The organism is Marinobacter gudaonensis, assembly GCF_900115175.1.
GTDB lineage: Bacteria > Pseudomonadota > Gammaproteobacteria > Pseudomonadales > Oleiphilaceae > Marinobacter > Marinobacter gudaonensis.
Map to the genome: position 1 here is coordinate 2,258,446 of NZ_FOYV01000001.1, position 15,395 is coordinate 2,273,840.

The window sequence follows — 15,395 nt, forward strand, 5'->3', positions numbered from 1 at the left end:
ATGGCAGTGGCCGGGGATTGGCGTAAAACAGAAGACAAGCGAGGCCATCGAGATGCGGCCAGCACGCCATTCAGGCATCAGATCAACGTGTGAGAGAGGAATCCGCCATGCCCGTTTACAAGGCGCCCCTGCGCGACATGAAATTTCTGCTTAATGAGGTGTTCGATTATCCGGGCCATTACGCCACCCTGGCCAGTGGCGAGAACGCCACGCCGGATATTGTGGACGCCATTCTGGCCGAGTGCGGGAAATTCTGTGAGGAAGTTCTGAGCCCGCTGTACCTGACCGGTGACGAGGAGGGCTGCAAGCTTGAAAACGGCGAGGTAAGCACCCCGGAAGGTTACCGCGAAGCTTATGAGCAATACGCCATGGGCGGCTGGCAGAGTCTCTCGGCACCGGAGGAATTCGGTGGCCAGGGTCTGCCGGCCTCCATGGGGCTGTTCAAGCAGGAAATGATGGGCACCGCCAACTGGCCATTCTCCATGTACCCGGGCCTGTCCCTGGGGGCCATGAACACCATTTTTCTGCACGGCTCCGACGAACAGAAACAGACCTACCTGCCGCCGCTGACCGAAGGCCGCTGGGCGGGCACCATGTGTCTGACCGAACCCCAGTGCGGTACCGACCTGGGCCAGGTGAAAACCAAAGCCGAACCCCAGGCTGACGGCAGCTACAAGCTCACCGGCACCAAGATCTTCATTTCCTCGGGCGACCACGATCTGACCGAGAACATCGTGCACATCGTACTGGCCCGTTTGCCGGACGCCCCGAAGGGCACCCGGGGTATCAGCCTGTTCATCGTGCCGAAATACCTCCCGGGCGAAAACGGAGGTGTCGGTGAACGTAACGCCGTGGTCTGCGGCAGCCTGGAAAAGAAAATGGGCATCAAGGCCTCGGCCACCTGTGTCATGAACTTCGACGGTGCCACCGGCCACCTGATCGGCCCGGAAAACGAAGGCCTGAACTGCATGTTCACCTTCATGAACACGGCCCGCATCGGCACCGCCATCCAGGGTGTCGGACCCGCCGAGCTGTCCTATCAGTGGGCGCTCGCTTACGCCAAGGACCGCCGCTCAATGCGGGCGCTCTCCGGCAAGAAGGAACCGGAACAGGTGGCCGACAGCCTGATCCACCACGCCGACGTTCGCCGCATGCTGCTGACCCAGAAGGCGATCGCCGAGGGCGGCCGGGCCATGCTCTATTACGCCGCGCGGCTGGCCGACCACATGGTGGAGGGCTTTACCGAAGGCGATGAGCAAAAGGCGGAAAAATACGACGACAAGCTGGGCTTTCTCACGCCGATCCTGAAGGGCTTCCTGACCGAGCTGGGTTACGAGGCAGCCAACCTGGGGGTTCAGGTGTTCGGCGGCCACGGCTATATTCGCGAACACGGCATGGAGCAGATCGTCCGGGATACCCGGATTGCCACCCTGTACGAGGGCACCACCGGCATTCAGGCTCTGGACCTGCTGGGGCGCAAGGTGCTGTTGATGACCCAGGGCGGGGCGGTTCGGGAATTCACCTTCAAGATCGCCAACTTTGCCCGCAAGCACCTGACCGACAAGCGGCTGCGGCCCTGGGCCCTGGAGCTGCTCAAGCTGACCGGCCAGTGGAACCTGCTGACCGTGCGCCTGATGCTGGCGGCCCGCAAGGATCGTGATGTGGTCAGTTCCGCTGCCTACGACTTCCTGATGTACAGCGGCTACGTGACCATGGCGTACATCTGGCTGCGCCAGGCCGCGGTGGCGGTCGACAAACTGGACCATGGCGGCGCCGACTCGGAAGGCTTCTACCAGGCCAAGCTGGCCACCACCGAGTTCTACTTCGAGCGGTTACTGCCCCGTGCCCAAAGCCATGCCTCCAGCATGCTCAGCCCGAGCAAGAACCTGATGCAGCTGGATGCCGACGATCTGGCCTTCACCGGTTAAACGCCCCGTTTTCCGGTGCTTTCCGATCCCGGGCACGGCCCGGGATTTTTTTGCCCTTGAAAACCCGGGACGCGCCCTTACTTTTTGGCAGGCTTCTCTGAAAAAGACATTAACTATATGAGTTAAATAAGGAAACTGAACAAGTAGACAGGCTTTCGACAATAAAAGAAGGAGGTTCGAATATGGATACTCGTACTGACGACTTTTACCCGACCCGCCTCGAGCGCCCCACCCCAAGCTTTGAACGGCTGGATCCCGTTGTCCACAGCACCGGCACGGACCGTACCGACGGACCTTTGAGTGAAACCGAACTGGCCCAATACGAGCGCGACGGTTTCCTGGTCTTCAACCGATTTCTCGACCCGTCCACTGTTCGCCGGTTTCGCGAGGATCTGCGCGCCTACGAGGAGGATGACAGCATCCTGCGTTCGGAAGGCACCATCACCGAGCCGGGAAAGCAGGAAATCCGTTCAATCTTCGGCATTCACGAGCTGTCTGACCGGTTTGACCAGCTGACGCGGGACCCGAAAATTCTGGCCATGGTGCGCCAGCTGCTGGGCAGCGACGCCTACATCCACCAATCCCGCATCAATTTCAAACCCGGATTTCATGGCAAGGGCTTCGACTGGCACTCGGATTTCGAGACCTGGCACGCCGAGGACGGTATGCCCCGCATGCGCGCGGTCAGCTTTTCCATCGCCCTGACCGATAACACCCCGTTCAACGGCCCGCTGATGCTGATCCCCGGTTCCCACAAGACCTTTGTGCCCTGCGTTGGCCGCACGCCGGAGGACAATTATCAATCCTCTCTGAAAAAGCAGGAGCTGGGCGTTCCCAACGAACAGGATCTGGCGGCGCTGGTGGACCGCAACGGCATCAAGGCGCCTACCGGGCCCGCCGGTTCGCTGATCATCTTTGAGTGCAACACGCTACACGCCTCGAATGCGAACATGTCACCCTGGCCCCGGAGTAACCTGTTCTTTGTCTATAACAGTGTGGAAAATCAACTGGAAGCGCCCTACTGCGGCAACAAACCTCGCCCGGATTTCCTGGGCAACCGGACCAATACCCGCGCGCTGATGCCCAACGACTCCAGGGATGCACGCAAAACCGGCTGAGACCGGGACGTTGTCGGCGCGCCCTACTTGCCGATGCAGAAACTGCTGAAGATCTTGCCCAGGAGTTCGTCCGGCGTCAGGTGGCCAGTGATCTCACCGAGGGCGTCCTGGGCTGCCCGCAGATCCTCGGCGAGAAGCTCGCCGGCACCAAAACCTTCAAGCTGATCCTGCCCCTGGAGCAGAGACGACCGGGCGCGCTCCAGGGCATCCAGGTGCCGCCGCCGGGCCAGAAAGCCACCCTCGGTGGTGCTGGCAAACCCCATGCACTGCTTCAGGTGGTCCCGGAGAATCTCCAGACCTTCGGCAGATTTGGCGGCCAGTCGGATCACCGGCGCGCTCTGACCGGGCTCGGCGGTGATGCCCACCGCTTCACCAGACAGATCCACCTTGTTGCGGATCACGGTAACCGGGGCATTGGCCGGCAGCCGGTCGATGAAATCCGGCCAGATTTCGTGGGGCTCGGTGCGGTCCGTAGTGGTGGCGTCCACCATCAGGAGAATGCGATCGGCCTGGCGGATTTCCTCCCAGGCCCGGGCAATACCGATTTGTTCCACCTCGTCCGGGCTGTCACGCAGGCCTGCGGTATCAATGATGTGCAGGGGCATACCATCAATGTGGATATGCTCCCGTAACACGTCCCGTGTGGTGCCCTCGATGGCAGTGACGATGGCCGCTTCACGCCCGGCCAGGGCGTTGAGCAGGCTGGACTTGCCGGCATTGGGGCGGCCGGCAATCACCACCTTCATGCCGTCCCGAAGAATGGTGCCCTGCTGGGCTTCGCCCAGGATCCGGTCGAGCCGTGCCAACAGGTCCTGAAGATCGCTGGCCACCTTGCCATCCGCCAGGAAATCGATTTCCTCCTCGGGAAAATCGATAGCGGCCTCCACATAGATTCGCAAATGGGTAACCGCGCCCACCAGCTCATCGATCTGGCGGGAGAAGACCCCCTGCATGGAGCGCACGGCGCAGCGCGCGGCCTGTTCAGAACTGCTTTCAATCAGATCGGCAATGGCTTCGGCCTGGGCCAGATCCAGCTTGTCGTTCAGGAACGCCCGCTCCGAGAACTCCCCTGGCCTGGCCAGCCGCGCCCCCTGGGCCAAGACTTCCCGGAGCAGAAGATCAAGGATGACGGTACCACCATGGCCCTGCAGCTCGAACACATCCTCACCGGTGAACGAATGAGGATTGGGGAAAAACAGCCCGATGCCCTCATCGATTAGTTCACCCTGCTGGTCCAGAAACGGGCCGTAATGGGCGTAGCGCGGTTTGGGTGTAAAACCGAGCATGCGGCTGGCAATGGCACCGGCCCGGGGGCCGGACACGCGCACAATGCCGACACCGGCCTGGCCCGGCGCGGTGGCAATGGCAACAATGGTGTCTGAAGTCTGGCTCATGGTTTTTCCACCGTCTGAAAAGCACAAAGGCTCCGTAGTGGAGCCTTTGTCAGGTCGGCGAACTGACAGGTGTCAGTGTTTCTTGCCGGCCATTTCTGTCTCGATCTTGCGGGTAATGTACCACTGCTGGGCGATCGACAGAATGTTGTTCACCAGCCAGTACAGCACCAGACCGGCCGGGAACCAGAGGAAGAAGACCGTGAAGATCAGCGGCATCAACTTCATGATCTTGGCCTGCATGGGATCCGGCGGCGTCGGGTTCAGACTCATCTGCAGGAACATGCTGGCGCCCATCAGGATCGGCAGGATGAAGTACGGATCCATCTGGGACAGGTCGTTGATCCACAGCATGAACGGCGCATGGCGCAACTGCACGCTCTCGAACAGTACCCAGTACAGGGCGATGAACACCGGCATCTGAACAAGGATCGGCAGACAGCCACCCAGCGGATTGATTTTCTCCCGCTTGTACAGCGCCATCATTTCCTGGGACATGCGCTGACGATCATCGCCGTAGAGCTCCTTGAGGCGGGTCAGTTGGGGAGCAACCGCTCGCATTCGTGCCATGGAGCGGTAGCTGGTGGCCGAGAGGTGGAAAAACACACCCTTGACCAGCACCGTCAACAGAATGATGGCGACGCCCCAGTTGCCTACCAGACTGTGGAACCACTCCAGAATGATGAACAGTGGCAGGGAGATGAAGAACAGCCAGCCGAAGTCGACGGTACGGTCGAGATTGGGGGCCATGTTCTCGAGGCGATCAATGATTTTCGGTCCGACGTAGGCACGGGCACCCACTTCCGCGGTTTCGCCGGGAGCCACAGTGGTCGCAGGATAGACAAAGCCCATCACGTAGTTGGAACCACGGCGGGTGGTCTGGAACTGGGCCGGGACGTCCCGTTCCGGCACCCAGGCCGACAGGAAATAGTGCTGCAGGAAGGCCAGCCAGCCGTTGGTGATCGACTGGTTGATGCGGGTTTCCTGCAAATCACTGAAATCAAACTTTTCGTAGGGATCCTCCGGAGAGCTGATGACCAGGCCAAGGAATGCCTGGATACCCATGCTCGCCTGGGAGGTGGGATCCGGTGACTGGTCCCGCACGATCTTGCCAGTAAAGTTGGCCTGCCAGGGCTGACCGGACTGGTTGTCTACCAGGTAACGAACGTCAATCTCGTAGCTGTTACGTTCGAACTGGTAACGCTTGGTGATCTTGACACCGGATTCGGTGGTGAACGTCAGGTCCACCTGAAGCTGGTTTTTGCCGTCGGCCAGGGTGTAGCTAGTCGCCGCGCTCTCGTAGACAGGCGCAGAACCGCTGTTCCGGCTGTCGGGGCCATCCCGACCAATCAGTCCACTTTCCAGTACGTACAGACGATTCTGTGTGTTGTTCAGAAGCGTCAGTGGAGCTTCGCTGTCCAGGGTCTTGTCGTAGTTGAGCAGTTGCGCCCGGACAAGATCGCCACTGACCCGATCAATCACCAGCTCAAACACATCGGTGGTGACCTGGATGTACTGATCGTCAATCGTGGTTTCAGAAGGCTCGGACGGTGCCAGCGTCTGGCCGGATTCAGGGGTGCTGAATTCCTCTGATTGACCGGCCTGCCCGGTGTTGGCGTCCGGGAGCACCATATCATCCGCCGCGCCGTTTTCGGTCCCGGATTGGGCCTGTACAGACTGGGTTACCTGAGCCGTTTGTGGCTGCTGGTGATAGTCCTCATTCCAGGCAAGCACCATCAGATAACTGACAATAGCCAGGCCGCCAAATAATACGATGCGTTGAATATCCATAGAGTTACTGTCTGGTCTGGGTTGTTGTGTAGGGGTGGTCGTTATGCCCGCAGTGTGGCCCGGCCTGGTGTTGTTCTGACCTTCCGGTACCGGGCACCGGATCGTAGCCGCCCTGGGCCCAAGGATGACACCTTAACAGACGGCGGATTGCCAGGAACAATCCTTTCGCCGAACCATGCCGGTTGATGGCCTCGATCGCATACTGAGAACAAGTGGGGTAGTGGCGGCAATGACTGGCCATCAGGGGACTGATCGCATACTGGTAGACGCGAATGGGCAGAAGCAGCAGCTTGCGCATTACCCCGTTCCTCGACTGGCACCCTGGGAGGAGGCCGTAGCGGATGGTTTTGTCTGGGCGTGTTTTTTTCTGAGTCGGCGCCAGAGATCGTCGACCGATGCCCGGATGTCGGGGTTGCCCAGAGCGGCGAGACCCTGTCGTCCGAGGACTACGATATCAAGGGCTGGCAAATCGGTCTGATGCCTGAAGCTTTCCCGGATCTGGCGTTTGATGCGGTTTCTCTGGACCGCAAGTTTCAGGTTCTTCCGTGAAAAAATCAGACCGATCCTGGCGTGGCCAAGAGTATTGGGCGTTGCCAGGACCAGAAAATTCCGGTGTGGAACTTTCAGTTCCACGTTGTCGAAGACTTTGCCGTAATCAGCAGGTCGCAGTAGCCGGTGCGATTTCGGGAAATTCAAAGCCTTCATAGAGGCACGCTGGTCTTATGCAGACAGACGTGCGCGGCCCTTGGCACGGCGACGGGAAAGGACCTTGCGACCGTTGGCAGTGGCCATACGGGCACGGAAACCGTGAACGCGCTTACGCTTCAGGACGCTAGGTTGAAACGTTCTTTTCATGGTGATGATCTCACAATTCGTCAGTTGGTTGTTCGGTTGTTGGCCGGAAAATGTACAGCCAAAACAGGAGCGGCATTCTATGCAAATACCGGTGGGAATTCAATGGCTATTGGTAGGGGGTTTTGCGGAGGTGCGTGGTAGTGGCGAGTGGGCAGGCCACTAATAAATTCTTTAGGTCTTTTTAGAATTCTTTTAAGGATTAATTATTACTGTTATTAGCACGGGCTGTTTCTGTGGGTAACCAGGAAAATAGTCAGAAATACAGAATCTTGAGCCGTTGACAGATACTTTGAAAACTGCCCGTGAGCTCTGTGGACAAGGCCGGGGCGAAATGTGAAAAAGTCGGGTATGTGATCCCGTGGCGAGTTATTCAGGGGTGGGTCCAGTGTTTGCCAACAGGGTTGACCCCTGGCTGCACACAGGGGCTTGTGAGTAACTCCATTGCAACATTTTTTCTGTACACAACCCTGTAGGTAAGTTTTCAAGTTATTGAAAAATATATGTTAAAATTTCCACAGGCTGTTTATTAACTCGGTTTGACTCTTTCACTGGCGGGCCGGGCGGGTTAGAATTCGGGGTCATCTCACAGGACAGGACGCCCCTTGTCCGGGGGAGACATTTCTGGATTATCGGGAGCAGGCTGTCGTGCCGAACAGTATGTGGCATCAATGTCTTGAAGTTCTTAGGGATGAGTTTCCCGCACAACAGTTCAATACCTGGTTGAGGCCATTGCAATCCGATCACCGGGAGGGCCAGCTAATGCTGTTCGCACCCAACCGGTTTGTGATGGACTGGGTCAACGAGAAATACCTGCGTCGTATAGAGGAGGTCCTCAAGGATCTGAACGGTGGTCAGGCACCTCGAGTCAACATGAAAGTGGGTTCCGCCCCGAGGGAAAGCGAACCCGTCGAGCGCTCGGAAGTGCCGGTCCGGGTCAACGGACAGGTCCACGAAGAAACCGGCAGCCAGGTGACCGAGGAAGAGAAAGGGGTCGCCGCAACGGTGGCGGGACCCGCCTCAATCAAACCCAAGAGCAGCGGTGACCGGCGCCCCGTCCAGGTGGAAGGGGACATCAAGCACCAGAGTTTTCTGAACGAAGGGTTTACCTTTGAGACCTTTGTGGAGGGCAAGTCCAACCAGCTGGCCCGGGCGGCGTCCATGCAGGTTGCGGAAAACCCGGGAGGCGCCTACAACCCGCTGTTCCTGTACGGTGGTGTTGGCCTGGGTAAAACCCACCTTATGCACGCCATTGGCAACGAGATTGTTCGCCGTAATCCGCGGGCCAAGGTTGCCTATCTGCGCTCCGAGCGTTTTGTCGCCGATATGGTCAAGGCGCTGCAGTTGAACGCTATCAACGAATTCAAACGGTATTACCGGTCGGTTGATGCCCTGCTGATTGACGATATTCAGTTCTTCGCCCGAAAGGAACGTTCCCAGGAGGAGTTCTTCCATACCTTCAACGCCCTGCTCGAAGGTGGCCAGCAGGTAATCGTCACCTGCGACCGATTCCCGAAAGAGATCGTTGACATGGAGGAACGTCTCAAATCCCGTTTTGGCTGGGGCCTGACCGTGATGGTGGAACCGCCGGAGCTGGAAACCCGGGTTGCCATCCTGATGAAAAAAGCCGATCAGGCGAATGTGAAACTCAGCAGCGAGGCGGCCTTTTTTATTGCCCAGAAAATTCGTTCGAATGTACGGGAACTGGAAGGTGCGCTGCGTCTGGTGATAGCGAATGCTCACTTTACCGGGTCCGAGATCACGCCGCCGTTTATCCGGGAAAGCCTGAAAGATTTGCTGGCATTGCACGAAAAACAAGTCAGTATCGACAACATTCAGAGGACGGTGGCGGAGTACTACAAGATCAAGGTGGCGGATCTGTTGTCCAAACGTCGTACCCGTACGGTAACTCGACCCCGCCAGGTGGCGATGGCACTGTCGAAGGAACTGACCAACCACAGCTTGCCGGAAATCGGTGACGCGTTTGGCGGTCGGGACCATACCACCGTGTTGCATGCCTGTAAGAAAATCGTGGAGTTGCAGGAGACTGACCCCAGCATCCGCGAGGATTATCAGAATTTTATGAGGTTGCTGACCACCTGATGCCAGGCGTCGGCGAACAACATTCACCCTTCCAACATCAAGAAAGCTGAGTGCCATGAAACTGACGATCAGCCGTGAATCCCTGCTTACCCCGCTGCAAAGCATTGCCGGCGTGGTGGAAAAGAAACAGACCATGCCGGTGCTGTCCAACGTGCTGCTGGTAGCCGAAGACAACACCCTCACCCTCACCGGTACCAATATGGAAGTGGAGCTGGTGGCGCGGGTTACGCCAGTGCATGTGGATCAGCCGGGGCAGATTACCGTGCCGGCCCGCAAGCTCTCCGACATCTGCCGGGCACTGGGTGACGAATCGCCCATCGATCTGTCCCTGGAAGGCGATCGTCTGCACGTTCGTTCTGGCGCCAGTCACTTCACCCTGTCTACCCTTCCGGCGGAGCATTTTCCGAACGTTGAGGATGAAGCCGAGAGCTTCCGGCTGGAATTGCCCCAGAAGGAACTGGGCAGAATGCTGGATGCAACAGCTTTTGCCATGGCCCAACAGGACGTTCGTTATTACCTGAACGGTCTTTTGCTGGAGGTGAACAAGGATCACGTGCGGACCGTCGCCACTGACGGGCACCGGCTGGCCATGGCTCATCTGGAGTTGGCTACCCAGTGTCCGGAGTTACGGCAGGTGATTGTGCCCCGTAAAGGGGTTCTGGAACTGGCCAGATTGCTGGATGACGTCGATACGCCGGTGACTCTGGTGATCGGTGACAATCATCTTCGGGCCACCGTGGGCAGTTATACCTTCACCTCGAAGCTGATCGAGGGCAAGTTCCCGGACTACAACCGGGTGATTCCCCGGGGCGGAGACAAGGTGGTGCTGGCCGACAGGGCCACGCTCAAGAATACGCTTCAACGCGCTGGCATCCTCTCCCACGAGAACATTCGTGGCGTACGCCTGAATCTTTCCAACAATGAGTTGCAGGTGTTCGCTAATAACCCGGATCAGGAACAGGCCGAAGACGCGCTGCCAGTTGAGTATCAGGGCGAATCCCTGCAGATCGGTTTTAATGTAGGCTATCTGGTGGATGTGATGAACGCGCTGGACGAGGATCAGGTGAAAATCACACTCTCCAATCCGAACAGCAGCGCACTGATTGAAGCGGAAAACGACAGCCGTTGCCTGTATGTCGTTATGCCCATGAGGCTGTAGGAGTTACAAGTTTGATGAGTACCGTAACGAATGGAATCAAGGGTGCGTTCCGGATCGGACAAACCGTGTCGGTGCTCGGGCGCACCGGGATCAACTGGCTTCGGGGTGATCGGCCACCGACGCCCCGACTGTTGCGACAGACGTTTGAATCCCTGGGTGCTACCTACATAAAACTGGGGCAGTTCATTGCGAGCTCGCCCACGTTTTTCCCCAAGGAGTATGTCGAGGAGTTTCAAAACTGCCTGGACAAGACGCCCGTGCTTCCGTTCGGAGTGATCAAGAAGATCATCCGTGAAGAGTTGGGTCGTCCCCTGGATGAAGTCTACTCGGAGATTGACCCGGTGGCTCTCGCCTCCGCGTCCATCGCCCAGGTGCATGCGGCGCGCCTGGTCTCCGGTGAGGAAGTGGTGATCAAGGTACAGAAGCCGGGTGTCGAGAACATCCTGCTGACCGATCTCAACTTTCTCTATATGTCTGCGCGAATTCTGGAGACGTTGGCGCCGAAGCTGTCCTGGACCTCGTTGTCGGGTATTGTTGAGGAAATCCAGCGCACCATGATGGAGGAATGCGACTTCATCAAGGAAGCCAACAATCTGAAGGTGTTCCGGGATTTTCTGCACGACACCCATAACGAGGATGCAGCGGTACCACGGGTGTTTGAGCACTGCAGCACGCGCCGCATTCTGACCATGGAGCGGTTCCATGGCGTACCGCTGACCGACCTGGAAAGCATCCGGGGTTACGCGAGAGATCCGGAGCGAACACTGATTACCGCAATGAATACCTGGTTTTCGAGCCTGACCCAGTGCGAGTTTTTCCACGCCGATGTCCACGCGGGCAATCTTATGGTGTTGAAGGATGGCCGGGTCGGTTTTATTGATTTTGGAATTGTTGGGCGTATCAAGCCGGATACCTGGCAAGCGGTGAGTGATTTTATTTCATCGATCATGGTCGGTAACTTCGAAGGTATGGCAGACGCCATGATCCGCATTGGCATTACTCGCCAGACGGTTCGGGTGGAAGATCTGGCGGGCGATCTGCGTCGACTGTACCAGCAGATGGACAAGATGGTTCCGGATCAGGTGCCCTACGAAGCAGACCAGGCGGAAGACGATGTAAACCATATTCTGATGGATATGGTGAAGATCGGGGAAAGTCATGGTCTGCATTTTCCGAGGGAATTCGCCCTGCTCCTCAAGCAGTTCCTGTATTTTGACCGGTACGTGCATATCCTCGCCCCGGAAATGGACGTGTTCATGGACGAGCGTCTGAACATGTTGCACTGAGCCTGTCGCCTTCGGGCACCGGCTTTTGTACACTAAGGCAGCACCGTTTTGGGTGCTGCCTTTTTCGTTGGGCTCCGCTTTTTCACCGGGCTTGGCCGCCCGCCCCGCTTCCTCGTTGAGCTAGCTCCCGTATGGCGCTTGTCAGATTCCAGACCGAGAACTTCCGAAACCTGTCCTCTGCACCCGTCAGCTTTTCACCGTCTTTTAACCTGCTTTACGGTGAGAATGGCAGTGGCAAGACCAGTGTGCTCGAAGCCATCGGCTACCTTGGGCTCGGTCGGTCATTTCGGGTGAGTCGGCATCAGGCGGTGGCGAGGCATGGGGAACAGCGTTTCACGGTATTTGGAGGATTGGACCAGGGTCTTGAAACATTCGGATCGGACTCGTCAGGCGGCGATGACCTGGTGCACAGACTGGGTATTGGTCGGGACCTTTCCCAGAAAGAAACCACTTTACGAGTGGATGGTGTGAGTGTTCGGAGTCTTTCCTCCCTGGCCAGGCATCTGCCGGTGTCGGTGATTGACCCCGGGGTGTTTGATGTTGTGGCGGGCGGTCCGGGCAAGCGCCGACAGTTTCTGGATTGGGCAGTGTTCCACGTGGAACCTTCCTTCGGTTCTGTCTGGCAGCAGTGTCAGAGAGTGACATCGCAGCGGAATCAAACGCTGAGAAATGGTAGACTAGACGAAGCCATGATGCGTGTCTGGGACCGACAATACGCTGCGCTGAGCGCCCAGATTTCCGAGGCCCGTTCTGCCACCTTTCATCAGTTCAAAACGGCATTCGAGACACTGGTGCAGGAAGTGGATGTACCCTGGACCGATGGTTTGAAGCTGGAATTGTTTCAGGGGTGGGATATTTCTCAATCCCTGGAAAGCCTGTTGCTGAATCATCGGGAGCAGGAGCGGAAAGTGGGGCATACCCTGTATGGACCCAATCGAGCGGATGTCCGGCTAAAGTTCCAGGGAAGGCCCGTCTCGGAGACGTTTTCCCGGGGCCAGCAGAAGACGCTGGTCATTTTGATGAAAATCGCCCAGGGCATGGTGTTGAGTGCTTTGGGCAAGCAGGTAACGTTTCTGCTGGATGATATTAATGCCGAGTTGGATGAAGGGCACCGCGCCATGCTGGCGCAGCGGCTCCAGTCCCTTCGTTGCCAGGTGTTTATGACCTCGATTGAGCACCCGGTCGTCGACCAGCTCTGGCCCCGGGGGACTGCCCCGGATTACAGATTGTTCCACGTGGAACATGGAAAATTGACGGAAGAATAAAAGCGGTGGGGTCTGTCAGGCCCCTCCCATTCCAGGCTTCAGGAGTTTCCGAATGAGCGAATCGAACTACAATTCCTCCAGTATCAAAGTCTTGAAGGGCCTCGATGCGGTGCGAAAGCGTCCGGGTATGTACATCGGCGATACCGATGACGGCACCGGCCTGCATCACATGGTCTTTGAATTGGTGGATAACTCCATTGATGAAGCGCTGGCGGGCTACTGCTCGGAAATCGGCGTGGTGATTCACCCTGATGAGTCCGTAACCGTCAAGGATAATGGCCGGGGTATCCCGGTGGATCTGCACGAAGAGGAAGGTGTTTCGGCGGCGGAAGTCATCATGACTGTCCTGCACGCAGGCGGTAAGTTCGATGACAACTCCTACAAGGTCTCCGGTGGTTTGCACGGCGTTGGCGTATCGGTAGTGAATGCCCTCTCCTCCACCCTGACCCTGACCATCCGTCGTGATGGCAAGGTGTACGAGCAGTGCTACACCCATGGAGTGCCCAATGCACCACTGGCAGAAGTGGGTGACACCGATGCCTCGGGAACCAAGGTCCATTTCATCCCCTCCCCGGACACTTTCACCCACATCGAATTCCATTACGACATCCTGGCCAAACGGCTTCGGGAACTGGCGTTCCTGAACAGCGGCGTTCGTATTCGCTTGACCGATGAGCGCACTGGCAAGGAAGAAGTCTTCGAATACGAGGGTGGTCTGCGAGCGTTCGTTGAGCATCTGAATGCCAACAAGACCCCGATTAACCGGGTATTCCACTTCAATCGGGAGCGGGAGGATGGCATTGCCGTGGAAGTGTCCATGCAGTGGAACGACGCCTTCCAGGAGAACATCTACTGTTTCACCAACAACATCCCGCAGCGTGACGGTGGTACCCACCTGGCGGGCTTCCGGGCGGCACTGACCCGTTCCCTGAACAATTACATTGAACAGGAAGGCCTGGGCAAGAAGGCCAAGGTAGCCACTTCCGGTGACGACGCCCGTGAAGGCCTGACCGCGATCATCAGCGTCAAGGTGCCGGATCCCAAATTCTCCTCCCAGACCAAGGACAAGCTGGTCTCCTCCGAGGTAAAAACCGCGGTTGAACAGGAACTCTATCAGAGCTTTGCCGAGTATCTTCAGGAACAGCCCAACGAGGCGAAGCTGATCGTCAACAAGATGATCGAGGCGGCCCGTGCAAGAGAAGCGGCGCGAAAGGCCCGTGACATGACCCGCCGGAAGGGTGCTCTGGACATCGCCGGCCTGCCCGGCAAACTGGCCGACTGCCAGGAGAAGGATCCCGCCCTTTCCGAACTCTACATTGTGGAGGGTGATTCCGCGGGCGGTAGCGCCAAGCAGGGCCGGGACCGCAAAACCCAGGCCATCCTGCCCCTGAAAGGTAAAATCCTGAACGTGGAGAAAGCCCGGTTCGACAAGATGCTGTCTTCGGCCGAAGTTGGCACCCTGATCACGGCCCTGGGTTGCGGCATTGGTCGCGAGGAGTTCAACCCGGACAAGCTGCGTTATCACTCCATCATCATCATGACGGATGCCGACGTGGATGGTTCGCACATCCGCACCCTGCTGCTGACGTTCCTGTTCCGTCAGATGCGGGAGATTATCGAGCGCGGGCACGTGTTCATCGCCATGCCGCCCCTGTACAAGGTCAAGCGTGGCAAGCAGGAACAGTATCTGAAAGACGAAAAGGCCAGGGAAGCCTACCTGACACAGACCGCCCTGGAGAATGCGCAGCTGTTTGTGAACCCGGAGGCACCGGCGATCAAGGAGTCCGCCCTTGAAACCATGGTCAAGGACTACCAGGCCGTTATGGCGATGATCGGTCGCCTTTCCCGCGCCTACCCCGCCAAGGTGTTGGAGCAGATGCTCCAGAACGTGACCCTGAGGTCCGAGCATCTGAAGGACGAGGCCGAAGTCGCGCGCTGGGTTGCACGCCTGGGAGATGGACTGGATCTGGACACCCGCACCGGTACCAAGTACACCTTCTCGGTGACCCGCGACACCGAGCGCGACCTTTACCTGCCGAAGGTGACCATCTATGTGCACGGTATTCCCCACGAGCACGTGTTCAGCCACGATTTCTTCGAATCGTCGTCCTACGCGGCCATTGCCCGCATGGGCGAAACCCTGGACGGGCTGATTGAAGAAGGCGCCTATGTGCAGCGCGGGGAGCGCAAACAGGCGGTGCTGTCTTTCGAGGGCGCCCTGGACTGGTTGATGAAGGAAGCGCAGCGCGGCCTCAACATTCAGCGTTACAAGGGACTCGGCGAAATGAACCCTGAACAGCTCTGGGAAACCACCATGGACCCGGAGACCCGCCGGATGATGAAGGTAACCATTGAGGATGCCATCGCAGCCGACCAGATCTTTACCACCCTGATGGGCGACGATGTGGAGCCCCGCCGGGACTTCATCCAGACCAACGCCCTGGAAGTGACCAACCTGGACATCTGATTGATCGGTCCGGAATCCGGCCTGGCCTGAATTGG

Annotated in this window: 12 protein-coding genes; 7 read left to right on the plus strand and 5 right to left on the minus strand. The window is 57.9% G+C overall.

The genetic code is table 11. From position 1 onward, the window contains the following. Nucleotides 1-107: 107 nt before the first annotated feature. Both BM344_RS10240 and thpD read left to right on the plus strand, forming a co-directional pair. Nucleotides 108-1,928, plus strand: a complete 1,821-nt coding sequence (locus BM344_RS10240; protein WP_091989190.1) for an acyl-CoA dehydrogenase C-terminal domain-containing protein — start codon at nucleotides 108-110, stop codon at nucleotides 1,926-1,928. Nucleotides 1,929-2,110: 182 nt separating this feature from the next. Beyond that, nucleotides 2,111-3,046: an ectoine hydroxylase gene (thpD, locus tag BM344_RS10245; protein ID WP_091989193.1), complete on the plus strand. Its 936-nt coding sequence runs from the start codon at nucleotides 2,111-2,113 to the stop codon at nucleotides 3,044-3,046. Between the two features lie 23 nt (nucleotides 3,047-3,069). Here the strand turns inward: thpD and mnmE are convergent, their stop codons facing one another. The 5 genes from mnmE to rpmH all read right to left on the minus strand — a co-directional run bounded on the left by mnmE (nucleotide 3,070) and on the right by rpmH (nucleotide 7,083). Continuing rightward, nucleotides 3,070-4,440 (minus strand): tRNA uridine-5-carboxymethylaminomethyl(34) synthesis GTPase MnmE, encoded by a 1,371-nt coding sequence (mnmE, locus tag BM344_RS10250; RefSeq protein WP_091989197.1) that lies wholly within the window; start codon nucleotides 4,438-4,440, stop codon nucleotides 3,070-3,072. A 72-nt stretch (nucleotides 4,441-4,512) separates the two neighbouring features. Beyond that, entirely contained in the window at nucleotides 4,513-6,228 is a 1,716-nt protein-coding gene (yidC, locus tag BM344_RS10255) for a membrane protein insertase YidC (protein WP_091989200.1), read from the minus strand. A gap of 4 nt (nucleotides 6,229-6,232) precedes the next feature. Continuing rightward, nucleotides 6,233-6,526 (minus strand): membrane protein insertion efficiency factor YidD, encoded by a 294-nt coding sequence (gene yidD / locus BM344_RS10260; RefSeq protein WP_091989203.1) that lies wholly within the window; start codon nucleotides 6,524-6,526, stop codon nucleotides 6,233-6,235. Beyond that, nucleotides 6,526-6,933: a ribonuclease P protein component gene (rnpA, locus tag BM344_RS10265; RefSeq protein WP_091989206.1), complete on the minus strand. Its 408-nt coding sequence runs from the start codon at nucleotides 6,931-6,933 to the stop codon at nucleotides 6,526-6,528. Before rnpA ends, yidD begins: the two co-directional genes overlap by 1 nt. Before the next feature lie 15 nt (nucleotides 6,934-6,948). Beyond that, nucleotides 6,949-7,083: a 50S ribosomal protein L34 gene (gene rpmH / locus BM344_RS10270; RefSeq protein WP_008940054.1), complete on the minus strand. Its 135-nt coding sequence runs from the start codon at nucleotides 7,081-7,083 to the stop codon at nucleotides 6,949-6,951. 657 nt (nucleotides 7,084-7,740) lie between these two features. Between rpmH and dnaA the strand changes: the two genes are divergently transcribed. The 5 genes from dnaA (at nucleotide 7,741) to gyrB (ending at nucleotide 15,360) form a co-directional block, all read left to right on the plus strand. Beyond that, nucleotides 7,741-9,183 carry a chromosomal replication initiator protein DnaA gene (gene dnaA, locus BM344_RS10275; protein ID WP_407656853.1) on the plus strand — a complete coding sequence of 481 codons (1,443 nt, stop codon included), beginning with the start codon at nucleotides 7,741-7,743 and terminating at the stop codon, nucleotides 9,181-9,183. Nucleotides 9,184-9,238: 55 nt separating this feature from the next. Beyond that, on the plus strand, nucleotides 9,239-10,342 hold the full coding sequence (gene dnaN / locus BM344_RS10280; protein WP_091989213.1) for a DNA polymerase III subunit beta: 1,104 nt from the start codon (nucleotides 9,239-9,241) through the stop codon (nucleotides 10,340-10,342). Between the two features lie 14 nt (nucleotides 10,343-10,356). Further along, a complete protein-coding gene (locus tag BM344_RS10285) occupies nucleotides 10,357-11,628 on the plus strand; it encodes an ABC1 kinase family protein (RefSeq protein WP_091989216.1) in 1,272 nt (423 codons plus the stop codon). A gap of 131 nt (nucleotides 11,629-11,759) precedes the next feature. Beyond that, entirely contained in the window at nucleotides 11,760-12,893 is a 1,134-nt protein-coding gene (recF, locus tag BM344_RS10290; RefSeq protein ID WP_091989219.1) for a DNA replication/repair protein RecF, read from the plus strand. A gap of 52 nt (nucleotides 12,894-12,945) precedes the next feature. Then, nucleotides 12,946-15,360 (plus strand): DNA topoisomerase (ATP-hydrolyzing) subunit B, encoded by a 2,415-nt coding sequence (gene gyrB / locus BM344_RS10295; protein WP_091989222.1) that lies wholly within the window; start codon nucleotides 12,946-12,948, stop codon nucleotides 15,358-15,360. Nucleotides 15,361-15,395: the final 35 nt, after the last annotated feature.